The sequence below is a fragment of the Micromonospora sp. NPDC048894 genome, assembly GCF_040649765.1.
Taxonomy (GTDB): domain Bacteria; phylum Actinomycetota; class Actinomycetes; order Mycobacteriales; family Micromonosporaceae; genus Micromonospora; species Micromonospora antibiotica.
In genome coordinates this window covers 300846-321382 of the sequence record NZ_JBEZFY010000001.1, presented here as the reverse complement: position 1 = coordinate 321382, position 20537 = coordinate 300846, and the positions used below count along the sequence as shown (strand labels likewise).

At 74.1% G+C, this 20537-nt stretch carries 23 protein-coding genes; 18 read left to right on the top strand and 5 right to left on the bottom strand.

What is annotated here, in order from left to right; genetic code table 11:
* The first annotated feature begins 160 nt into the window (after window positions 1–160).
* Window positions 161–634, top strand: a complete 474-nt coding sequence (locus tag AB0C22_RS01535) for an Rrf2 family transcriptional regulator (RefSeq protein WP_357532875.1) — start codon at window positions 161–163, stop codon at window positions 632–634.
* Window positions 635–840: 206 nt separating this feature from the next.
* Window positions 841–2079, top strand: a complete 1239-nt coding sequence (locus AB0C22_RS01530; protein ID WP_219465625.1) for an MFS transporter — start codon at window positions 841–843, stop codon at window positions 2077–2079.
* On the opposite strand, the gene AB0C22_RS01525 is transcribed toward AB0C22_RS01530, so the two are convergent.
* Window positions 2052–2834, bottom strand: a complete 783-nt coding sequence (locus tag AB0C22_RS01525) for an SAM-dependent methyltransferase (RefSeq protein ID WP_357532872.1) — start codon at window positions 2832–2834, stop codon at window positions 2052–2054. The genes AB0C22_RS01530 and AB0C22_RS01525 overlap by 28 nt on opposite strands.
* 183 nt (window positions 2835–3017) lie before the next feature.
* Here AB0C22_RS01525 and AB0C22_RS01520 point away from each other — a divergent pair, with 183 nt between their 5' ends.
* Window positions 3018–3503, top strand: coding sequence for a hypothetical protein (locus AB0C22_RS01520; protein WP_219465623.1), 486 nt, complete (start codon window positions 3018–3020; stop codon window positions 3501–3503).
* On the opposite strand, the gene AB0C22_RS01515 is transcribed toward AB0C22_RS01520, so the two are convergent.
* A complete protein-coding gene (locus tag AB0C22_RS01515) occupies window positions 3468–5813 on the bottom strand; it encodes a glycosyl hydrolase family 65 protein (RefSeq protein ID WP_357533338.1) in 2346 nt (781 codons plus the stop codon). The genes AB0C22_RS01520 and AB0C22_RS01515 overlap by 36 nt on opposite strands.
* 173 nt (window positions 5814–5986) lie before the next feature.
* Here AB0C22_RS01515 and AB0C22_RS01510 point away from each other — a divergent pair, with 173 nt between their 5' ends.
* Window positions 5987–6637 carry a phosphatase PAP2 family protein gene (locus AB0C22_RS01510; protein WP_357532869.1) on the top strand — a complete coding sequence of 217 codons (651 nt, stop codon included), beginning with the start codon at window positions 5987–5989 and terminating at the stop codon, window positions 6635–6637.
* 23 nt (window positions 6638–6660) lie between these two features.
* Here the strand turns inward: AB0C22_RS01510 and AB0C22_RS01505 are convergent, their stop codons facing one another.
* Complete coding sequence (locus AB0C22_RS01505; RefSeq protein WP_308291123.1) at window positions 6661–7389, bottom strand: A24 family peptidase; 729 nt, start codon at window positions 7387–7389, stop codon at window positions 6661–6663.
* A gap of 545 nt (window positions 7390–7934) precedes the next feature.
* Between AB0C22_RS01505 and AB0C22_RS01500 the strand changes: the two genes are divergently transcribed.
* The 12 genes from AB0C22_RS01500 (at window position 7935) to AB0C22_RS01445 (ending at window position 17541) form a co-directional block, all read left to right on the top strand.
* Entirely contained in the window at window positions 7935–8498 is a 564-nt protein-coding gene (locus AB0C22_RS01500; protein ID WP_208565387.1) for a hypothetical protein, read from the top strand.
* Entirely contained in the window at window positions 8492–9412 is a 921-nt protein-coding gene (locus AB0C22_RS01495; protein WP_357532867.1) for a hypothetical protein, read from the top strand. Before AB0C22_RS01500 ends, AB0C22_RS01495 begins: the two co-directional genes overlap by 7 nt.
* Before the next feature lie 112 nt (window positions 9413–9524).
* The gene (locus AB0C22_RS01490; RefSeq protein ID WP_357532865.1) at window positions 9525–10175 is read left to right on the top strand and encodes an SAF domain-containing protein; all 651 of its coding nucleotides are present in this window, start codon (window positions 9525–9527) and stop codon (window positions 10173–10175) included.
* A 2-nt stretch (window positions 10176–10177) separates the two neighbouring features.
* On the top strand, window positions 10178–10981 hold the full coding sequence (locus AB0C22_RS01485; protein ID WP_219465617.1) for a ParA family protein: 804 nt from the start codon (window positions 10178–10180) through the stop codon (window positions 10979–10981).
* A complete protein-coding gene (locus tag AB0C22_RS01480) occupies window positions 10971–12524 on the top strand; it encodes a CpaF/VirB11 family protein (protein WP_219465616.1) in 1554 nt (517 codons plus the stop codon). The genes AB0C22_RS01485 and AB0C22_RS01480 overlap by 11 nt, the downstream gene beginning before the upstream one ends.
* Window positions 12521–13420, top strand: coding sequence for a type II secretion system F family protein (locus AB0C22_RS01475; RefSeq protein ID WP_219465615.1), 900 nt, complete (start codon window positions 12521–12523; stop codon window positions 13418–13420). Before AB0C22_RS01480 ends, AB0C22_RS01475 begins: the two co-directional genes overlap by 4 nt.
* Window positions 13420–14280 carry a type II secretion system F family protein gene (locus AB0C22_RS01470; RefSeq protein WP_219470556.1) on the top strand — a complete coding sequence of 287 codons (861 nt, stop codon included), beginning with the start codon at window positions 13420–13422 and terminating at the stop codon, window positions 14278–14280. The genes AB0C22_RS01475 and AB0C22_RS01470 overlap by 1 nt, the downstream gene beginning before the upstream one ends.
* Window positions 14281–14308: 28 nt before the next feature.
* On the top strand, window positions 14309–14500 hold the full coding sequence (locus AB0C22_RS01465) for a hypothetical protein (RefSeq protein ID WP_208565381.1): 192 nt from the start codon (window positions 14309–14311) through the stop codon (window positions 14498–14500).
* Complete coding sequence (locus tag AB0C22_RS01460) at window positions 14497–15018, top strand: pilus assembly protein (protein WP_308290967.1); 522 nt, start codon at window positions 14497–14499, stop codon at window positions 15016–15018. The genes AB0C22_RS01465 and AB0C22_RS01460 overlap by 4 nt, the downstream gene beginning before the upstream one ends.
* A 176-nt stretch (window positions 15019–15194) precedes the next feature.
* Window positions 15195–15671, top strand: a complete 477-nt coding sequence (locus AB0C22_RS01455) for a TadE/TadG family type IV pilus assembly protein (protein ID WP_219470552.1) — start codon at window positions 15195–15197, stop codon at window positions 15669–15671.
* A gap of 53 nt (window positions 15672–15724) precedes the next feature.
* Window positions 15725–16099 carry a hypothetical protein gene (locus AB0C22_RS01450; RefSeq protein ID WP_244251708.1) on the top strand — a complete coding sequence of 125 codons (375 nt, stop codon included), beginning with the start codon at window positions 15725–15727 and terminating at the stop codon, window positions 16097–16099.
* A gap of 131 nt (window positions 16100–16230) precedes the next feature.
* On the top strand, window positions 16231–17541 hold the full coding sequence (locus AB0C22_RS01445; RefSeq protein ID WP_219465613.1) for a LysM peptidoglycan-binding domain-containing protein: 1311 nt from the start codon (window positions 16231–16233) through the stop codon (window positions 17539–17541).
* Window positions 17542–17946: 405 nt separating this feature from the next.
* Here AB0C22_RS01445 and AB0C22_RS01440 read toward each other — a convergent pair whose 3' ends face one another.
* Together AB0C22_RS01440 and AB0C22_RS01435 are read right to left on the bottom strand one after the other, a co-directional pair.
* On the bottom strand, window positions 17947–18798 hold the full coding sequence (locus AB0C22_RS01440) for a Rieske 2Fe-2S domain-containing protein (protein ID WP_357532861.1): 852 nt from the start codon (window positions 18796–18798) through the stop codon (window positions 17947–17949).
* Between the two features lie 149 nt (window positions 18799–18947).
* Window positions 18948–19226: a flavin reductase gene (locus AB0C22_RS01435; protein WP_357532858.1), complete on the bottom strand. Its 279-nt coding sequence runs from the start codon at window positions 19224–19226 to the stop codon at window positions 18948–18950.
* Between the two features lie 198 nt (window positions 19227–19424).
* On the opposite strand from AB0C22_RS01435, the gene AB0C22_RS01430 reads away from it, so the two are divergent.
* The gene (locus AB0C22_RS01430) at window positions 19425–20192 is read left to right on the top strand and encodes a helix-turn-helix transcriptional regulator (protein WP_357532856.1); all 768 of its coding nucleotides are present in this window, start codon (window positions 19425–19427) and stop codon (window positions 20190–20192) included.
* On the top strand, window positions 20183–20374 hold the full coding sequence (locus AB0C22_RS01425; protein ID WP_357532854.1) for a DUF397 domain-containing protein: 192 nt from the start codon (window positions 20183–20185) through the stop codon (window positions 20372–20374). Before AB0C22_RS01430 ends, AB0C22_RS01425 begins: the two co-directional genes overlap by 10 nt.
* Window positions 20375–20537: the final 163 nt, after the last annotated feature.

Here is a 20537-nt window from a genome sequence, read left to right as displayed (position 1 = left end):
CGGCGACCGCCCCGCCCGGCATCGACACGCGCGACGGCCGTGACCGGGGTTCCGGCCGGCCGACCGCCCTGGTCCCGCACCGGAACCGGCGCGCGGGTAGCCGGCCGTCGGTGTCGCCCCCCGCCGCATAATCAGGACAGCTAATATCCTGGTTATGCGGATGAGCGAGCAGGTCGAGTGGGGGTTGCACTGCTGCCTCACGCTCGCCTGGATCGGCGGCGAACACCCGATGCCCGCCGCCCGGCTCGCCGAATGGTTCGAGCTGCCCCCGGCGTACCTCACCAAGTGCCTCCAGGCCCTGACCCGGGCCGGCATCCTCCAGTCCGTGCCCGGCGCGCGCGGCGGGTTCCGACTCGCCCGCCGGCCGGCGGACGTGACGGTGATGGACGTGCTGGTGGCGGTCGACGGGCCCGACAACCCGTTCCGGTGCACCGAGATCCGCCAGCGGGGCGCGGGGGTGGACCCCTCCGCGCCGGAGTTCCGCACCCCGTGTGCCATCAGCACCGTGATGCACCGCGCCGACCTGGCCTGGCGTCGCGAGCTGGCCAGCCACACCCTGGCCGACCTGCTCGAATCCGCTCCGGCGGGCGCAGCCGAACGCACCCGTCGCCGTTACGCGCAACTGCGCGGCTGACGCCCGCCCGCGACCTCCGACCCACGGTCGCACCGACCGGTGGCGCACCCCGCCACCACCCGCAGGCCCACCCGCGCCCGACCGGCGACCCCGGCCACCGGCCCGGCCGACGCACCCGCCGGCCCCGACGACCGTCCACCCCCGAGTCCCCGTGCCCGGCACGGCCCGCCGTGCCGCCGCACGCCGTCCCGCCGACCGGAGACCTCATGTCCCACCCGCACACCCGTACCGGCCCGGGGCCGGCCACCACCGCCGGACCCGGGCGCGGCCTACGGATCACCCTGATCCTCGCGGCCGGCACCTTCGCCGTCGGCACCGACGCGTTCGTCGTCGCCGGGCTGCTGCCCGACATGGCCGCCGCACTGCGGACCACCACCACCGCCGCCGGGCAGTCGGTGACGGTGTTCGCGATCTCCTACGCGATCCTCGCCCCACTGCTGTCCACGCTGGCCGCCCGGCTGCCACGCCGTCGCCTGCTCGTCGCCGCGCTGCTGGTGCTCGCCGCCGGAAACCTCGTCGCGGCGGCTGCCGAGACGCTGCCGGTGCTGCTCCTCGGCCGGATCGTCGCCGCCGCCGGCGCCGCCGCGTACACCCCCAACGCCGGTGCCGTGGGCGCCTCGCTGGTGCCGCCCGCGCAACGGGGTCGGGCCCTGGCCGTGGTGATCGGCGGGCTCACCGTCGCCACCGCGCTGGGCGTGCCGCTCGGCGGGCTGACCGGGCGGTGGCTCGGCTGGCGGGCCGCCCTCGTCGCGGTCGCCCTGCTGGCGCTCGCCGTCGCGGCGGCCGTCCGGCTGGCCATGCCCGCGCTGCCCGGCGGCCCGGCGGTCCCGTTGCGCGCCCGGCTGACGGCGCTGCGCCGACCGGCCGTGCTCGCCGTCCTGCCGCTCACCGTGATCGGGATGGCGGCCTGCTACACCGTGTACGCCTTCGCGGTGCCGACCCTCGGCGCGCTCGACGTCGACGCGTACCAGGTCAACCTGATGTTGCTGCTCTACGGCGTGGGGGCGGTCGTCGGCAACGTCGCCGCCGGGTACGCCACCGACCGGTGGGGTGCGGTGCCGGTGCTGGCGACGGGCTATGCCGCGCTGGCCGTCGCGCTGGGCGTGCTCGGTGCGCTCAGCACCGCCGGGTCCGCCCCGACGGTGCTGGTGGCGCTGCTGGTCGGCGCGTGGGGCGCGGCGAGCTGGTGTCAGACCCCGGCACAGCAGCACCGGTTGATCGCCGCCGCGCCGCAGCAGGCCCCCCTGGTGGTGTCGCTGAACTCGTCCGCCATCTATCTCGGGATCGGCCTGGGCACCGCCGTCGGCGGCGCGACGCTGCCCTCCGGCGTGCCCACCATGTACGCCCTCGGCGCGGCCGGTGCCGTGGTCGCCCTGCTGGTGCTCCACCTCGGACAGCGGATCACCCGGCGCGACGGTCAGCGGCGCAGGCCCATCCCCGCGTAGCCGTGGGAGATCCGTTCCCGGGGTTCCCCGTCGGGCCGCCACTCGGCCACCCGGACCAGCCCCGGATCGACCAGGTCGTACCCGTCGAAGAAACGCAGCACGTCGGCGTGCGGGCGGGGCACCAGCGGGGTACTGCTGCGCTGGTAGACCGCCTGCCCCTGCCGGGTGGGCAGCGGCGGGGCACCGTCGGTGGTGAGGTGGGACACGACCAGCGGGCTGCCAGGGACCGTCGCCTCCCGCAGCCGGACGACGGCATCCCACGGCTGCTCGGCGTCGGTGACGAAGTGCAGCACCGCCACCAGCAGCACGGCCACCGGGCGACCGAAGTCGATCGCCGCCCGCACGTCGGGGTGGGCCAGCAACTCGTCCGGCCGGCGCAGGTCGCCCCGGACCACGCTGGTCCGCCCGTCGGCCGGCAGCAGCCGCCGGGCGTGGGTGACGGCGACCTCGTCGTAGTCGACGTAGACCACCGTCGACTCGGGGGCGACCCGGCGGACGATCTCGTGCACGTTGCCCTGGGTGGGCAGCCCGGCACCGATGTCGAGGAACTGGCGTACGCCCAGCTCGGCGGCGTGCCGCACGGCCCGGCGCAGGAAGTGCCGGTTGGCCTGGGCGGCGATCCCGGTGTCCGGGAAGATCCGCAGGATCTGCTCGGCGGCGGCCCGGTCGGCGGCGAAGTTGTGGCACCCGCCGAGGTAGTAGTCGTACATCCGGGCCACGTTCGGCCCCGGCTCGGCGTCGGTCGGCGCGGTCACCGGCCCTCCCTTTCCCCTCACGTCGCTGCGGGACGACCCACCGCCGGGCGGCGGGCACGTCGCGCCCTGATGTCTAGCACCCCGGGCGACGACATGTTGACCCGCCGTGTCGGCGAGCCGGCAGCACGGGACCGCCCCGGGCCGGTATGACGGTGACACCGACTGACGGCGAGGAGGCATCCGATGAACACTGACCGGGAGACCGTGGAGGTGGACCCGGCCCTGTTCCGGGCCGTGTACGACTCACCCGCCTCGCTGCCGGGGCGGCACCGCTGGACCACCCCGGAACACGACGTACGCCGGTTGGAGAAGCTGCTCGGGATGCCGGCGCAGAGCATCGGCGCACCCCTGTGGGTCAGCGGCGACGAACCGGACTGCCCCAAGTGCGGACGCCGGACCACCTGGCTGGACATCGTCGCCTCGGCCCTCAAGGGGGTGCACGACCCGCTGATGATCGCCACGGTGATCCTCGGTGACCGCCGCTACGTCAACACCGAGGTCCCGGACGCGATCGCCGGGGTGCACTGCCTCGACTGCCACACCCCGATCACCGGCCTGCGCAGCTTCAAGTGCCACAACTGGGCGTACGCCTTCGAGGAGCTGGCGGTGGTGCGGGAGCGGATGCGGGGCGGGTCAGGCCCGGCGGGCGGGCCGCCGGCCGTGCGGTGACGGCGGTTCCGGCCCCGGGTCGGGCACCTGCGGCAGGGGCCGGGTGACCGCCGCCGCGCCGGTGACCGTCACCGGCTCCCCGGCGTGCCGCAGGTCGACCGTCGTCTCCGGGTCGGCGTCGGGCAGCTCGTAGCGGGCCCCGTCGCGGGTCAGGGTGACCCGCAGCCGGTGCCCGTGCCAGCGCAGGTGGAAGGCGAGCCGGTCGATCCGGGCCGGCAGCCGGGGGTCGAACGAGAGCACCCCGGTGTCGTCGCGCAACCCGCCGAAGCCCTCCACCACCGCCGTCCACGCCCCGGCCAGGGCCGCCAGGTGCAGCCCGTCGCCGGTCTTGTCGCCGAGGTCGGCGAGGTCGTGCAGGGCCGCCTCGGCGAACAGGTCGTACGCCAGGTCGAGGTGACCCAGTTCGGCGGCGAGCACCGCCTGGGAGCCGGCGGACAGCGACGAGTCGCGGACGGTGCGGGCCTGGTAGTAGGCGAAGTTGCGGGCCTTCTCCTCGGCGGTGAACTCCCCCGGGAAGCGTTGCATGGCCAGCACCAGGTCGGCCTGCTTGACCACCTGCCGCCGGTACAGCTCCAGGTAGGGGTAGTGCAGCAGCAGCGGGTAGTCGTCGTCGGTCATCGCCGCGAAGTCCCACTCGGGTTGCCCGGTGAAGCCCGCCGCCTGCTGGTGTACGCCGCGCTTGTGGTCGTAGGGCAGGTGCACCGCGTCGGCGGCGGCCCGCCAGCCGGCGATCTCCGCCGGGTCGACACCGAGGGCGGTGGCCCGCTCCGGGTGCCGTCCGGCGGCGTCGGCGGCGCCCCGCAGGTTGCGCCGGACCATCAGGTTGGTGAAGACGTTGTCGTCGACCAGGGCGGCGTACTCGTCGGGGCCGGTGATCCCGGTGACGTGGAACGCGCCGTCGTCGGACCAGTGGCCGTAGCCGGCCCACAGCCGGGCCGTCTCCACCAGCAGTTCCAGCCCGGTGTCGGCGAGGAACTCCTGGTCCCCGGTGACCGTGACGTAGCGCAGCACCGCGTCGGCGATGTCGGCGTTGACGTGCAGGGCGGCGGTGCCGGCCGGCCAGTAGCCCGAGCACTCCCGGCCGCCGATGGTGCGCCACGGGAAGGTGGCCCCGGTGAGCCGCAGCTCGGCGGCCCGGTCCCGGGCCTGCGGCAGGTGGTCGTGCCGCCAGCGCAGCGCACCCCGGGCCACCCCGGGCAGCAGGTACGTCAGCACCGGCAGCACGTAGCTCTCGGTGTCCCACAGCACGTGCCCGTCGTAGCCGTTGCCGGTGAGTCCCTTCGCCGCGATGGTCCGGTCGCCGTCGACCCGGCCCGCCTGGAGCAGGTGGAACACGGAGAACCGGACGGCCTGCTGGAGTTCCGGGTCGCCGTCGATCTCCACGTCGGCGGTGCGCCACCGCTCGTCGAGGGTGGCCCGCTGGTCGGCAAGGAGCGCGTCGAACCCGTGCCGGTGGGCGGCGTCGGCCTCGGCGGTGACCAGGTCGGCCAGCTCGTCGGGGGTGCCGCCGTCGACCGGGGTGCACTCGTACGCGGCGTACTTGGTCAGTCGGAGCCGCTGCCCGGGGGCGAGCCGACCTTCGAGGGTCGTGCGCAGCCGGTCCGGGGTGTGGTCGTCGCCGTCGGTGAACCCCGCCGGCACGTCCGTCGCGTGGGTCACCGCGACGGCGACCCGTTGGGCGCTGCGGTCGGTGCGGTGCACCAGCACGCCCCGGTGGCCGTCGGGGCGGTGCAGCTCGGCGTCGAGCGGGTCGGGCACGATCGAGGCGGCCCGGGGGTCGTCGGCCCGTTCGGGCACCGGCTCGTTGGCGAGCACGTCCGAGCAGACCCGGATCTCGACCGGCCGGTCGTCGAGCGGTTCGACCTGGTAGTCGACGGCGGCGACGGCGTGCCGGGGCAGGGAGACCAGCCGGGTGCTGCGGACCCGCACCCCGTGCCCGGCCGGTGAGATCCACTCGGTGTGTCGGCGTACCACGCCGGCGCGCAGGTCGAGGGTGCGCTCGTGGGCGCGGACGGTTCCGGTGCGCAGGTCGAGGGGTTCGCCGGCCACCCAGAGCCGGATCAGGGCGGCGTTGGGCGCGCTGATCACGGTGTCGCTCTCCTGCGGGAAGGCGTACCCGTCCTCGGGGTAGCTCTGTCGCCGCCGCTCGTGGAGGCCGTTGAGGTAGCTGCCCGGCATGCCGTAGGGCTGGCCCTCGTCGAGGGTGCCCCGCCAGCCCACCCAGCCGTTGGACAGGGCGAAGACCGACTCGGTCTCGCTGAGTCGGTCCAGGTCGGTGGCGGTCCGCCGGATCTGCCAGGTCTCGTCCATCTGCACGGTGGGGAGGTACCCGGCGGCGGTGGGCGGCCAATCGCGGGGGCGCTGTGAACTCGCTGTGACGCGGGCGGCGAACCGCCGTCGCATCCCGCAGCATGTGACGGTTCCACCGGTTTCCTCCACCTCGATGGCACTGAAAGCGGTATGACACTTTGGTGAGGTGAGTGATGGAAAAGACTTTTACCGCAGACATTCCTGACATCAGCGAGCAGTGGTACCGCGACGTCGTCGACGTGGCCGACTCCGCCCCGACCCCGGTGCAGTGGTTCGCGGTGCACTTCACCGAGGGGGTGATCCTGCTGCTCGGCCTGCTGCTGGTGGCCGTCGCCGTGTCCCGGCTGCGCCACGCCGACCCGTGGGGCCGGGCCCTGGCGCTGGTCGCGCCGGCCGCCGTCGTCCTGGCGTACGGGTGCAGCGAGGTGCTCAAGTCACTGGTGGACGAGGACCGGCCCTGTCGGGGTGCGGTGGCCATCCTGGCCGGGCAGTGCCCGCCGGTGGGCGACTGGTCGTTCCCGAGCAACCACGCCACCATCGCCGGGGCGCTGGCCACCGCAGTGCTGCTGCTGTCCCCCCGGTGGGGTCTGCTCGCCGTGCCGCTGGCCCTGCTCGCCGCGCTCTCCCGGGTGTTCGTCGGCGTGCACTACCCGCACGACGTCCTCGCCGGCCTGCTCCTCGGCGTGGCGGTGACCCTGCTGCTCGCCCCGGTGACGGCCCGCGCCGTCGCCGGGACGCTGCGCCGTCGTGGCGTCCCGGCCGGGCGGGAACCGGTCCCCACCGCCCCCGGCCCCGCCGCTGAGCGGGATCGGGCCGGCCAATGAGCGGGGTCAGCGGCCGGGTCTGCTCAGCCGGTCAGCAGGAGGGCGGCGCAGGTGCCGGCGACCAGGAACGGGCCGAAGGGTAGGTGGCTAGACCAGCCGATCCGACGACTCGCCAACAGCGCCACGCTGACCAGCGCCGACAGCAGGAACGTCAGCACCAGGCCGGTCACCAGCAGGCCCCAGCCCTGCCAACCGAGCAACGCCCCCACCCCCAGCGCCAGCTTGGCGTCGCCGAGCCCGAAGCCGCGCCGGCCGAGCAGCAGCGTGGTGGTGGCGAAGGCCAGACCGAGCGCCGCGCCGGCCGCCATCGCGCGCAGCCACGGCCCGGCACCAGCCCCGGTCAGCGCGGCCACACCGAGCAACGCCCAGGTGCCGACGGCGGCGGGCCAGGTGAGCCGGTCCGGCAGCCGGTGCACCGCCAGGTCCACCAGGACCAGCGGGATCGCCCAGCCGAGCCACCAGGCCAGCGCGGCCCGCTCGGCCAACGAACCGTCGACCAGCACCAGCACCGCCACGGCCGCCAGCAACAGCGCCTCGACCGCGAGCGGCGCCGCGCCGATCCGCCCCCGGCAGGCCGGGCAGCGGGCCACCGGCCCGAGCGCCGGCAGCGGCCGGTCCAGCCCGATCGGTGCGCCGCAGCCGTCGCACCCGGCCCGGTCCACCACCCCCGGGGGTACGGCGTACCGGGCGACCGCGAGCCGCAGGACCGGTACGACCGCCAGGACCCCTGCCAGCCGCCGCAGAAAAAACACGGAGGGTGACTTCCCGTCCGGGCCGACGTAACGGTCCGGTATCAGCTCGTCGGCGGTGGTGGAGCCCGGAACCGCCCTCACCCGTCCGGAAGGTTGGGCGGTAGTGGCCGTGACGACCGGGGAACGGATCGGACCGGCCGCCTCGACCCACCCCAAATCCCCCGGTGGCGCGGACGGTTCGACGGCCGGGCCGGGCCGGTCGACGGGCACCGGCCCTCGTTCGGCCGGCACCGGTAGCCCCGGCCGGCCCCCCTGGACATCGCCCACGTGTCGTCACTCCTGCCCATCACCGAGAGTGCGCAGTTGAATTGCCTCTGTTGCATCGGCGCACGTCAGCCTATGCTCGCCCCTTGGGTGGGACGCAACCCCGCGCAGCCGCGTCACCGCCCACACCGGACACGACGCTCCACAGTTGGCAGAAGATCCGCACAGGTAAATGCGACAGCACCCGGACATGTCCGATCGACATCATCCCGGCGTACCGCCGCATGCCCGGAGGCCGCCACGACCGCCGCCGCCGGGTGATACCGAGGAGGGGCACGGCAATGCGTACTCGGCATTCCCGCCGCTGGACCACCTGCCTGGTCGTCGCCGTGGTGGCCGGCTCCGCCGCCGGCTGCGGCGACTCACCGGAGACGACCACCGCGCCCGCACCCCGGCCCGCGAGCGACACCCGCCAGCCGACCGAGGCGGAACGGGCCGCCGAGCGGGCCGCGCTGGCGGCGTACGCCGGCTATCTCGACGCCTCCCGTGAGGCGAGCCGGGACAGCGACCCCCGCCACCCGAAGCTGACCCGGTTCCTGGCCGACCCGCTGCTCACCCGGGTCCGGGTCGCCATCGACGACACCCGCCGGCACGGCGCGGTACGCACCGGGACGCTCAAGTCCGCACCCACCGTCACCTCCGTCAGCCTGGACGGCGACCCACCGACCGTGGAGATCCAGGACTGCCTGGACGCCACCGGCTACCGGCTGGTCTATGTCAAGGACAAGCGGGTGGTGCCCGGTTCCGGCGGAAGCCGGCACCTGGCGACCGCCACCGCGACCCGCTACCCGGACGGCCGGTGGCTGATCAGCGCCGGCGCGGCACACGAGGACCAGCCATGTTGACACGGAGCACCGCACGCCTCCCCATCCGTCGGGTGCTGGCCGGCCTGCTGGTGGCCGTGCTCGCGGCCGGGTTCGCCGCACCGGCCCGGGCGCAGGCCGCCGGCCCGGGGGTGGAGTGCCCACCGGGGCAGAACGACTGCAGTGTCTGGGACGACGAGCCCGGCACCCCCGGTGATCCCGGCGGCGGCGACGGACCGGGCGGCCCGAACAGCCCCGGCGCCACCCCGAAGTGCCAGTGGAACGGCAGGCCGCTGCCCTGCTACAACCCGAACCTCGGCTGGTTCGACAACGCCAGCGGCTGCTACTACAAGGTCGCCGAGCCCCAGCGCGACGCCCCGGACGGCCAGGTGTGGTACGTCCGGACCTGCAACGGCGGGGACCTGGGCGACCAGTCGATGGTGCTGCTCGACGGGCCGCCGCCCGGGTTCGGCACCCCGCCCGACCCGGAGGAGCTGGCCCGCCGGGCGCTCGCCTCGATCAGCCTGCTGCCGCCCCGGGCCTCGGTGGCGCCCCGGCGCAGCGTCGGCCCCGGCCTGGTCGGCCTGCCGGTCTGGATGTGGGCCAGCCCCGGCCAGAACTACTTCGGCCCGCTCACCGCCTCGGCCAGCGACCGGGGGCTGACCGTCACCATCACCGCCAAGGTCCAACGGACCGTGTGGACCATGGGCAACGGCAAGAAGGTCACCTGCACGGGCCCGGGCACGCCCTACAAGACGACCGGCCCGAACGCCGGCAAGAAGTCGCCCACCTGCGGATACGACGGCTATCCCAAGGCCAACAACTACCGGGTCAGCGCCACCACCTTCTGGAACGTGCACTGGGTCGGCGGTGGCCGCAGCGGTGACATCGCGCAGACCCGCACCAGCGGCGTCGTCGAGATCCAGATCAAGGAACTCCAGGTGGTGACCCGATGAGCGCCCACCGCTCGATCTTGCGAGCCCCGCAGCCGCGAACGGAGATTGTTCCGGTGAGCGCGAGGAGCGAGCCGGTTTTGCGAGCCCCGCAGTCGCGAACGGAGATTGTTCAGTGAGTCTGGCCACCCGTAACAGCGGTCCGGTGGACGCGCCGGTCGCCCCACCCAAGGTGGTCCGGCAGCGCCGTACCCGGCCCGGTCTGCTCGGGCTCGCCGTGCTGCTGATCGCGTTGGGTGGGCTCGGCGCGGCCTTCGCGGTCACCTCGGTCCGGGCCACCGGCAGCTACCTGGCGATCGCCCGCCCGGTCGAGGTGGGCCGCATCCTGACCGCCGACGACCTGGTCAGTGTGCAGGTCTCCGGGGGCGCGGGGCTGTCCCCGGTGCCGGCGAAGAAGCGGGACGAGGTGGTCGGCAAGCGGGCCGCCGTGTCCCTGGTCCCCGGCTCGCTGCTCACCATGGCCCAGCTCACCGACGCCCCGCTGCTCGGCCAGGGGCAGCAGCAGATCGCGTTGGGCCTCGAACCGAGCAAGGTGCCGGCCCGCAAACTGCACCCCGGTGACAAGGTGCTGCTGGTCAGCACCCCGGACGAGGATGCCGACAACCAGCCGTCGGCCACCCGGTTCACCGCCACGGTGATCGACGCGGTCGTCCCCGAGAACGACGACGTGGTGATCTACCTGGCACTCGCCGTACGGGACGTCCCGGCGGTGGTGGTGCTGGCCGCGCAGGACCGGATCGCCCTCGTGCTGACCGAGGCGGCCTGACCATGGCCATCATCGCGCTGGTCTCGGCGAAGGGCTCACCCGGCGTCACCACCACGGCGCTGGCCTGCACCCTGAGCTGGCACCGGCGGCTGGTGCTCGCCGAGTGCGACCCGGCCGGCGGCTCGGTGCTCGCCGGCTACCTGGGCGGTGCCCTCGACGGGCCACGCGGCATCGGTGAGCTGGCCGTGGGCGAGCTGCGCGACGGCAGCCTGGAGTCGACGTTCTGGTCCCAACTGGTCGACCTGGACGCGCCGAGGCGGGAACGACTGCTGCTGCCCGGTGTGGTCGACCCGGCGCAGGCCGGCAGCGTCGCCCCGCTGTGGCAACGGTTCGCCGACTACTTCCACACCCTGGAGAAGGGCCGGCCCGGTTACGACGTGATCGTCGACTGCGGACGCCTGCAGGTCTTCGGTCCGCCGTGGCCGCTGCTGCGCGCCGCCGACGTGGTGCTGCTGGTGACCCGGGCGCAGCTGCCCGGCCTCTCCGGCACCCGGTCGATGATCCGGGCGATCGAACGGGACTTCACCAACCACCGGGTGCCCCCCGGCACGCTGCGGCTGGTGGTGGTCGGCGACGGGCACGGCACCGGCGAGATCGGCAAGGCCCTGGGGGTGCCGGTGATCGCCCGGTTGCCGCAGGACCCGCGTACCGCGCAGGCGCTCAGCTTCGGCGGCACGATCCGCGCCGGACGGCCGCTGATGCGCGCGGCGGCCGCGTTGGAGACCCCGGTGCGGGAGTTGCTGGAGCAGCGGCGGGCCCGGTTGGCCTGGCCGACCCCGGCGCAGGGGGTGCCGGATGCGGTTTGAGCCGGTCTCCCACGACCCACGCACCCCGCCGCCCGGGGTCACCTCCACCATGCCGCCGCTGGCCCCGGTGAACGGCCGGCACCACGCCACCGCCCCGGCGGCGCCACCGGCCGCCGCCCCGCCGGCACCCGCGCCGACCGCGCCACCCCGGCCGAAGGTGGACTTCGCGGTGGTCCGCGAGCTGCGCCGGGAGCTGAGCGAACGACTCACCCAGTGGCAGCGCGGCCGGGAGTTCGACGCCGACGCCGAGGAGGTCGAGCGGGCCCGGCTCGCCGTGGCCGTGGTCTCCGGCTACGCCGACGCGGTACGCCGGGCCGGCACCCCGCTCAGCGCCGACGAGGAACGGACCCTGCTCGACCAGGTGACCGCCGAGCTGGTCGGGCTGGGCCGGCTACAGACCCTGCTGGTCGACGACACCATCGAGGAGGTGCACATCCTCGGCTGCGACCAGGTGCGCATCACCCGGCACGGCGGCGGCGTCGACTGGGGTGAGCCGATCGCCGACAGCGACGACGAGCTGGTGGAGATCCTCCAGGCGGCGGCCCGCCGGGCCGGGGCCACCGAACGGTCGTTGTCCACCTCGAAGCCGACGCTTGACCTGCAACTGCCCGACGGCAGCCGGTTGGCGGCGGTGTTCCTGGTCAGCCACCGCCCCTACGCGGTGATCCGCAAGCACAACACGTTGGACGTCAGCCTCGACGACCTGGCCGGCAGCCGCCCCGACCTGGACGAGATGATCGACCCGCTGCTGCGTGACTTCCTGCGGGCGTCCATGCGGGCCGGGTTGAACATCATGGTCGCCGGGCTGGCCGGGGCCGGCAAGACCACGGTCATCCGGGCGCTGATGGACGAGATCCCGCCCGACGAACCGTACGTGCTGCTGGAGGAGAGCCGGGAACTGCTGCCGGCCCGACGCGGCGAAAAGCACCGGGCGGTAATGAGCTTCGAATCCCGGGAGGGGCACGGCGAACGTGGCCTGGACGGTCGACCGGCCGGTGAGGTGAGCATCGCCGACCTGATCCCGGTGTCGCTGCGGATGGGCGTACTGCGGATCATCGTCGGCGAGGTCCGGTCCCGGGAGATCGTGCCGATGCTCCAGGCGATGACCACCAGCCGGGGATCGATGTGCACCATCCACGCCCGTACCCCCGGCGGGGTGAGCGAGCGGATCATCGAGCTGGCGCTGGCACACGGCCGGGAGATGACCGTCGACCAGGCCCGCCGGATGGCCGGCAACGCCCTCGACCTGATCGTCTACGTCACCGTCGAGGACGAGACCGCGATCGGCGGACGCAAGCACCGGTTCGTCTCCCACGTCGAGGAGGTGATCGGCGTCGGCGACGCCAACCGGATCACCACCACCACCGTGTTCGGGCCCGGCCCGGACGGTCGGGCCATCCCCCGCCACCTGCCGGAACGAGTCCGCGGCCAGCTGCTGCGGGTCGGCTACGACGCCCGGCTGCTGTCCCGTTTCATCGAGGCCGGGGCGGGCGCGTGGCGTCGCCCCCGGCACAGCCGCCTCGCCCCGGTGGTGCGCCGATGAGCACCATCGAACTGCTCGCCGTGGTCTCCGGGGCGGCCTGTGTCGGCGGAATGGTGCTGGCCGTGGTGGCGTTGTTCGGCACCACCAAGCCCACCCGCCCGACCCGCACCTCGACCACCGGGCTGCGTCGGCTCTGGCTCGGTTCGGGCACCAACCGGCGGGACCAGCGGGCCCACCAGATGACGCTCGGTGCGGCGGTAGTGGCGGGGGCGCTGGCGTTCCTGCTGACCGGGCTGCCGGTGGTGGGGCTGATCGTGGCGGTGGCGGTGCCGGGGGTGCCCTGGTTGTTCGCGGTGGGGCGGGCCGAGGAACGGGCCATCACCCGGATCGAGGCCGTCGGCGAGTGGACCCGCCGACTCAAGGACGTCTCCAACACCGGACAGGGCCTCCAGCAGGCGATCGTCGTCACCATCGCCACCGTCCCGGACCAGATCCAGGAGGAGGTACGGCTGCTCGCCGCCCGCCTCCAGGCCGGTTGGACGGCCCGGTCCGCCCTGCTGGCGTTCGCCGACGAGATCGGTGACCCGGTCTGCGACCAGGTGGTCGCCGCGCTGATCCTGCACCTGACCGACCGGGGGGAACGCCTCGGCGACGTCCTCGGCTCCATCGCGTCGGCCGCCTCCGCCGAGGTCGCCACCCGGCGCGAGGTGGAGGCCAAACGCACCCAGCCCCGGTTCGCGGTCCGCTTCCTCACCGGGATGACCCTGGCCGTGCTGGCGTACGGGCTGGTCAACACCGAGTACGTCCGGCCGTACGGGACGTTGTTCGGTCAGGTGCTGATGGCGGTGCTCGCGACGGCGTTCATCGCCCTGCTGGTGTGGGTGCGCGCGATGAGCCAGCCCCCACCGCCGCCCCGGTTCCTGCCCCGACCCGACCCGGCGGAGCTGGTCGCATGATGCTCAACTGGCAGCTCACCATCGCGGTGCTCGGCGGGGCCGCCATCGGACTCGGCGTGTTCCTGCTGGTCCGGGAGGCGTTGCCGGCCTCCCCGGCGCTCGGCCCGGCGCTGCGCCGACTGCACCAACCGGCGGGCACCGCCGTCGCCACCGGACATGGGCCGGACTGGCTGGGGGGCGTCGCCCGTTGGCTGCGCCCGCCGCACCGCCAGCTCGCCCTGCTCGACCAGACCCCCGAGCAGTACACCATGTCGATCCTGCTCTCCGCCCTGGTCGGGTTGGCCACCCCGACGGTGGCGGGGGCCCTGCTCTTCCTCGCCGGGGTGAGCATTCCGGTGGCCGTACCGGTGCTGGGCAGTCTGGGGTTGGCGCTGGTCTGCGCGCTGCTCGCGCACCACACGGTGCTGGCCAAGGCGGACACCGCCCGGGACGAGTTCCGCGCGGCGGTCTGCACCTACCTGGATCTGGTGGCGTTGCAGCTGTCGGCGGCGCACGGCCCGGTGCAGTCGCTGGAACGCGCGGCGGCGGTCTGCGACGGCTGGGTCTTCGCCCGCATCCGGGAGTCGCTGCGGATCGCCCAGATGCAGATGCACTCGCCCTGGGACGAGTTGCAGGCGCTGGCCGAGAAGATCGGCATCCCGGAGCTGGGTGACGTCGGGGCGATCATGCGGTCCTCCGGCAGCGAGGGCGCCCAGGTGCACGAGACGCTGCGCAGCCGCGCCGAGTCGCTCCGGGACCAGATCCGCACCGACAACCTGGCCCGCGCCGAGGGCGTCACCAGCCGGCTGGACATTCCCGGCTCGCTGCTGGTCTTCGTGCTGCTGGCCTTCGTCCTCTATCCGTTCATCGCCCGCCTCTGAGTAACCCACCTCCCCAAGGAGTTCCGCCATGCACCTCGTCACCTTCCTCTACGCGGCCACCGTGGCCCGCCTGGCCGAGCTACGCCGCGAGGCGGAGCGGGGCGACAGCCCGGTCCCGACCGCCGTGATCATCGCCGGCCTGGTGGTAGCCGGGGTCGCAGTCACCGGCATCGTCCTGACCAAGGCCACCGACTGGATGAACAGCATCGACAACCCGTGACCAGTCTCCCCCTGACCGGCTCGCGCCGGGACCGGACGGCCCCCACCGCCAGGTCCCGGTGCGCACCCCCGTGCGCGTCCACGGCCGGGCGGGACACCCCGACCGGGCTCCGCGCCGCAGGCCGGGCCGCCCACCGCAGGCTCACCGCCGGGGGTACGGACCGGGGGGCCAACCCCGTGGAGCTGGCCGTGGTGATGCCGGCGGTGCTGGTGCTGCTCTTCAGCTCCGTCCAGATCGCCGCCTGGTTCGTGGCCCGGTCGACGGCGATGCACGCCGCCCAGAGCGGGGTGAACGCGCAACGGGTCCTCGACGCGCCGGCCGGGGCGGGTGAGGCCCGCGCCAGACACTTCCTGGGTGCCGCCGGGGACTGGCTGGTCGGCGCGAAGACCACCTGCGCCGCCACCGCCACCGAGGTGACCTGCACGGTCACCGGGAAATCCCTGAGCGTCATCCCGGCCGTCCGGTTCGACGTCCGGCAGACCGCCCACGGCACGGCCGAACGGTGGACCAACCCGTGACCGCCCACCCGCCCCGGCGTACCTGGCGCGAACTGCTGACCCGGCCCGCCCGACGACGTGTCCGGGGCGACCGGGCCGTGGTCCACGCCCAGCGATCCGGCAGCCCCGACGAGGTGGTCGGGTGTCACCCGGGCCACGTGTCGGTGAATCGGGCGGGGGGGCGTACCCGGGGATCGGTGTCGGCCGACCGGAGTGCGGGGCGTACCCGGGGATCGGTGTCGGTGGAGGTGGCGGTGCTGACCCCGGCGTTCCTGGCGCTGCTGATGCTGGCCGGGGTGGCCGGCCGGGTTGCCGTGGCCGACGAGGCGGTGGAGGCGGCGGCGCACGACGCCGCGCGGGCCGCCTCGATCGCCCGCGACGCCGGCACGGCGGAGAGCGCCGCCCGGACGGCCGCCCGGCGGCAGCTCGACTGGCGTGGCCTCAACTGTACGAGCGCACCCCAGGTCACGGTCTGGGGCTCGACGCGCAACTCCGACCACACCTCGGTGGGCACGGCGTTCCGGCGGCCGCTCGGCGAACCGGTGAGCATCTGGGTCCGGGTGAGCTGCACGGTCTCCTTCGCCGGCATGCGCTTCCCCGGCCTGCCGATGCGTGACCGGCGGGTCGAGGCGACCTTCGCCTCCCCCCTGGACCGTTACCGGACCCGGCAGTGACCGCGCGTCCGACCGGCGACGAGGGCCGGATCAGCCTCTTCCTCGCCGTCACCATGATCGGCGTGCTGGCGATCATCGGCGTCGCGTACGACGGCGCGGGTCAGCTGCGTACCCTGCAACGCGCCGACGACCTGGCCGCCGAGGCGGCCCGCAGCGGCGGGCAGGTGATCGACCGGGCCGCCGCGATCGAGGGCCGGCCCAAGGTGATCGACGAGCCGGGTGCCCGCGCGGCCGTCACCCAGTACCTACGGGGCAACTCCGACGTGACCAGCCAGCAGGTCAGCTTCCCGGTGGTGGCCGGCGAGAAACAGATCCGGGTACGCGTCACCGTCGTCTACCGCCGGCACATGCTCGGCCTGATCGGCATGGACCGCACCGTCACCGTCGTCGGCGAGGCGACCGCCCGCACCCTCACCGACCGACCATGAGCCCGTCGACCTGGCGGATTCCGTCCGTTGCGCACCCAGACCGTAGGCCCGCTCACCGGGGTCCCGCACCGAGACCGTAGGCCCACCCATCCGGTGTCCCCGCACCGGCAGACCGTAGGAAGGAGGGCAGCATGGCCACACCGCGTGGTTCCACTGCCCGACGTACCGGGCAGTTGCTCACCGGCTTCGGGTCGCTGGTGGTGCTGGTGGCGTTGCTGGTCGGCGCCCCGATCGCCCTGCTCGCCTTCGCCGGCAACCCGCTGCCGGACCACCTGCCCACCCTCACCGAGGTCGGCTCCGTGCTGACCAGCCGGGACGACGGCCAGCTCTTCATCCGGGCACTGGCGCTGGTCGGCTGGTTCGGCTGGGCGACGTTCGCCTTCTCGGTGCTGGTGGAGATGGGTGCCCAGATCACCCGCCGGCAGACGCCCCGGCTGCCCGGGATGAGCCGGCAGCAGCGGGCGGCAGCAGCCCTACTGGGCTCGGTCGCCCTGATCGTCGCGGCCAGCCCGGCGGCGAGCGCGGCCGTGACGTTGGCCCAGCCGCTCCCGGCCGCCGCCGGCACCGGCGTGGCGACCACCCTGGACACCTCCCGTACCGGGCTCGGTGCCGCCCCCAGCGCCGGCCTCGGTGCCAGCGCCGGTGTCACCCACGGCGCGGTCCCCGGTTCCGGCCTCGGTCCCGTCCCCCGGACCGGCATCGAGGACGGGAAGTCGACGGCGAAGCCGATGTACCGGGTGGCCCGGGGTGACTACCTGGGAGAGGTCGCGGAACGCTACCTTGACGACTTCGACCGCTATCCCGAAGTGGCCCGGCTCAACGACCTGCGCGACGCCGACCGGATCCGGCCGGGTCAGCTCATCAAACTCCCCACCGAGGCCGACGACACCGGTGCCCGCCGGCACGCCAGCGGCCACCTGGTCCCGAACACGCCCCGCAAGCCGTCCCCGCGCCCGCCGGTCACCACGCCGGGCGGCCAGGCCGACCCGCAGCATCAGGGTGCCCCCCGTACGCCGGTCACCCCGGGCAAGCCTGCCGGGCCGGCCACCCCGAAACCGGGCAAGATCGGACCGGCCACCCCGCAGACGGCCACCCCGCAGACCGCTCAACCGCCCGCGCAGCCGCCGGCCGAGCGACCGGTCGGGGTGCCGCCGGCGATGGCCGCCGGGGCGTCCCGGGCCACCCCGGACGACGCGATCAACCGGCCACTGGCCGTGTCGGCGGTGCTGGCGGTGGCGAGCATCGTCGGCGCGCAGATCGGCGCGGTACTCGGCCTGCGCCGCCGACCCGTCCGGGTGACCGCCGGGCGCACCTCGGCCGCCCGGATCGCCGCCGCCCGCATGTCCACCAACCGCACCGCCGGCCGCACCCCGGGCCGCTCGATGGGCAGCCGCGCCTCCGCCGCCCGAGACCTGGTAACCGGCCGCCACCGCCGCGACTGACCCCGTCCCCACTCCCACCCCCTCCCCACTCCCCACCCCGTCCCGCCCCCGGCCGCCCAACCCAGCCAGCCCGCTCCAGCCGCCCCCGCCGCCCCGCCCCGCACCGCCCGCCCCGCACCGCCCGGCCCGCACCGCCCGCCCCGGTGATCAAGAGGTTTGCGTCAATTTGTAGATCAACTTTGACGCAAACCTCTTGATCAAACGACGCAAACCTCTTGATCACGCTGTGGGCGGGGCGGGGCGGGGCGGGGCAAGGCGAGGTCGGGGCAAGGCGAGGTGGGGCAGGGCGGGTGGGGGCGGGGCAGGGCGGGTGGGGGCGCAGGGACGACGGGGCGGGTGGGGAGGGCGGGCGGGTGGGGAGGGCGGGCGGGTGGGGAGGGCGGGCGGGTGGGGAGGGGCGGGTGGTTAGGGGAGGCGGGTCTGGAGGGCGCCGTCCACTACCCGGGTGGGGAGGGTCTGCTGGTCGGTCGCGGAGGGGCCGTGGACGACCTCGCCACCGTTGAGGCGGAACGCCGAGCCGTGCCAGGGGCAGACCACACAGGCGTGCCCGTCGATCTCTTGCACCTCGCCCTCACCGAGCGGGCCGCTCTGGTGTGGGCAGCGCTCCAGCATGACGGTGACCTCGTCGCCGTGCCGGTAGAGGATGACCGAGACGTCGTCCACCTCGCGGGTCACCAGCTCTCGCTGCGGCAGCCCCGCCAGCTCGGCCACCGACTGCCACCCGTCGCTCATCCGGTGCAGCTCGGAGACGCTCTGGCTGACCTGCGCCCCCTGCTTGTACGCCAGGTGCCCACCGAGGTACGCCCCGGCGCTCGCCGCGCCCAGCCCCAGGTAGGCCAGCGCCCGGCCGACGCCGTGCCGGCCGCTCAACCGGGCGGCGAGGGAGCCGGCGTACAGGGTCAGGCCAACGGTGTTGGCGGCGGCGTGCACGAGCCCCACCCGACGCTGGTCCCGGGACAGCTCCGCCCAGTCGTTGAGCCCCGCCACGGCGGCGGGCACCGCGCTCACGGTGCCCAGCGCGACCAGTGTGGTGGCCGCGCGACGCTGACCGGGGAGCAGATCGACCACTGCCGCGCTGATCCAGGCCCCCACCGGCACCTGCACCATCGCAGGGTGCAGCGGATGCCCGAGGAACACGCCGTGCAGCAGGTCACGCACCCGCTGTGGGCGGAGGGTCGCCTGGACGGCACGCTGCAACCGGTCGCCGGCCCGGTCCAGCGCGGTGGCCTGTTCGAGTTTCGTCATCAACGCTCGCACGTTCCCCGACTTCCCGGCTGACCGGGCCGCAAACCGGGCGGCCGGGACGAATCTGCCCTTTGCCCTGATCAGCGCCGTGCCGGGACACGGGCACCGACCGGCGCGGCATCCCGCCACCCACGCCCCGGTGGGCGGGCCGCCGGCCGGTGTCAGGGGCTGGTGTCCGACCCGCGCGCTCTGGCCCACCCGAGGAAACGACGCATCAGATTATCGGGTACGACGTTCCCGTTGAGCTGGGACAGTTGCGTACCCGCCTCGGCCATCAGGGTGCTCAGGTAGACGAGCAGGCCGGTCCGGTCCTCGCGGTACTCCACCAGCAGGGCGAGCCGGGCCGGCTGGCACGGCCACTCCGCGCCGCAGCCCCGACACCGCCACAGTGGACGCATCGGCAGGTGCGGTCGGGTGTGGCGCAGGGAGCGGTGTCGCACTGCGGTTCTCCTTCCAGGTGGATCGGGGCCACCCCACCCGTCACCGGCGGGGTGGCCCCGGGCTGGACGTCGACCACCGGGTTCCCTCACCTCCACCGGCCGCGCCGCCCTCCACCAGATCGTGCCTCCCTGTGGTCAGACAGATACACCGCGTAGGCGTATGGTGGGCAGATATTCGAGACGTCCGATGGAGGAGTCGTGAACGATGCGCTGCGCGCGGCACTCAACGAAACCGGCTACACCACCGAATCCCTCGCCGAGCGCGTCGGCGTCGACCCCAAGACGGTGGGCCGCTGGCTGAGCGAGGGGCGGATACCGCATGCCCGGCACCGGGTGGCCGCCGCGGAAGCGCTCCGGCGGGACATCGTGGACATCTGGCCGGACACTTCTAGACGTCGCGAGCCGGTGTGGTTCCGTCCCTGGCAGGAGATCGAACGCGACGCCCTGTCGCTGCGCTCATTCGAGTCTGTCGTCATCCCCGGCCTGCTCCAGACAGAGGCGTACGCCCGAGCCGTCCTGCTCGGTGCCGGCACCCTGCCCCGGGGTGACATCGACCGGCACCTCGCGGCCCGGCTCGCCCGCCAGTCGATCCTGAAACGCGACGATCCACCCCAGCTCACGGCCGTGCTCGACGAGTCGGTCCTCCATCGGCCGGTCGGCGGCCGGCAGGCCATGCACGAGCAGTTGCTCGCCCTCGCCGACGCCTGCGACCAGCTGCACGTCCGGGTGCACGTCGTGCCGGCCACCGTGGGTGAGTACGCCGGCCTCAACGGCCCCTTCGTGATCGCCACGAACCCGGATCACCGGATGGCCGGCTATCTCGACAACCAACTCCAGGGACAGGTGGTTAGCGATCTCGATGACCTCGCGGCCATGATGGCAGCGTGGGAGAACGTGCGCGGCGAGGCGTTGTCCCACCGGCAGTCCGTCGATCTGATCACGAAGGTGGCCCAGACATGGAACTGAACCACGCCCGTTGGCGCAAGAGCACCCGCAGCAGCGGCAACGGCGGAAACTGCGTCGAGGTGGCCGACAACCTGCCCGGGGTGATCGCCGTCCGCGACTCCAAGGACCCCGACGGCCCCACCCTGACCTTCACCCCCGCCGCCTGGCACACCTTCCTCACCCGGATCACCGACCGCCGCTGACCCCACCCCGCCCGCCGTGACACCGGGTCGCACCGACCGGGCCACCCCCAGGCCCGGCACTGCGGCCCCGGCACGGCACTGCGGCCCCCGGCACGGCCCGGCGCTGCGGCCCAGGCACGGCACCACCCGCCCACGCAGATCCCCGCCATTGTCGCGCCGATGG

Coding starts and splice junctions, on each gene's coding strand:
- AB0C22_RS01535 (WP_357532875.1), top strand. CDS start 161: ATGAGCGAGCAGGTCGAGTGGGGGTTGCACTGCTGCCTCACGCTCGCC.
- AB0C22_RS01530 (WP_219465625.1), top strand. CDS start 841: ATGTCCCACCCGCACACCCGTACCGGCCCGGGGCCGGCCACCACCGCC.
- AB0C22_RS01520 (WP_219465623.1), top strand. CDS start 3,018: ATGAACACTGACCGGGAGACCGTGGAGGTGGACCCGGCCCTGTTCCGG.
- AB0C22_RS01515 (WP_357533338.1), bottom strand. CDS start 5,813: ATGGACGAGACCTGGCAGATCCGGCGGACCGCCACCGACCTGGACCGA.
- AB0C22_RS01510 (WP_357532869.1), top strand. CDS start 5,987: ATGGAAAAGACTTTTACCGCAGACATTCCTGACATCAGCGAGCAGTGG.
- AB0C22_RS01500 (WP_208565387.1), top strand. CDS start 7,935: ATGCGTACTCGGCATTCCCGCCGCTGGACCACCTGCCTGGTCGTCGCC.
- AB0C22_RS01495 (WP_357532867.1), top strand. CDS start 8,492: ATGTTGACACGGAGCACCGCACGCCTCCCCATCCGTCGGGTGCTGGCC.
- AB0C22_RS01485 (WP_219465617.1), top strand. CDS start 10,178: ATGGCCATCATCGCGCTGGTCTCGGCGAAGGGCTCACCCGGCGTCACC.
- AB0C22_RS01480 (WP_219465616.1), top strand. CDS start 10,971: ATGCGGTTTGAGCCGGTCTCCCACGACCCACGCACCCCGCCGCCCGGG.
- AB0C22_RS01475 (WP_219465615.1), top strand. CDS start 12,521: ATGAGCACCATCGAACTGCTCGCCGTGGTCTCCGGGGCGGCCTGTGTC.
- AB0C22_RS01470 (WP_219470556.1), top strand. CDS start 13,420: ATGCTCAACTGGCAGCTCACCATCGCGGTGCTCGGCGGGGCCGCCATC.
- AB0C22_RS01465 (WP_208565381.1), top strand. CDS start 14,309: ATGCACCTCGTCACCTTCCTCTACGCGGCCACCGTGGCCCGCCTGGCC.
- AB0C22_RS01450 (WP_244251708.1), top strand. CDS start 15,725: ATGATCGGCGTGCTGGCGATCATCGGCGTCGCGTACGACGGCGCGGGT.
- AB0C22_RS01445 (WP_219465613.1), top strand. CDS start 16,231: ATGGCCACACCGCGTGGTTCCACTGCCCGACGTACCGGGCAGTTGCTC.
- AB0C22_RS01425 (WP_357532854.1), top strand. CDS start 20,183: ATGGAACTGAACCACGCCCGTTGGCGCAAGAGCACCCGCAGCAGCGGC.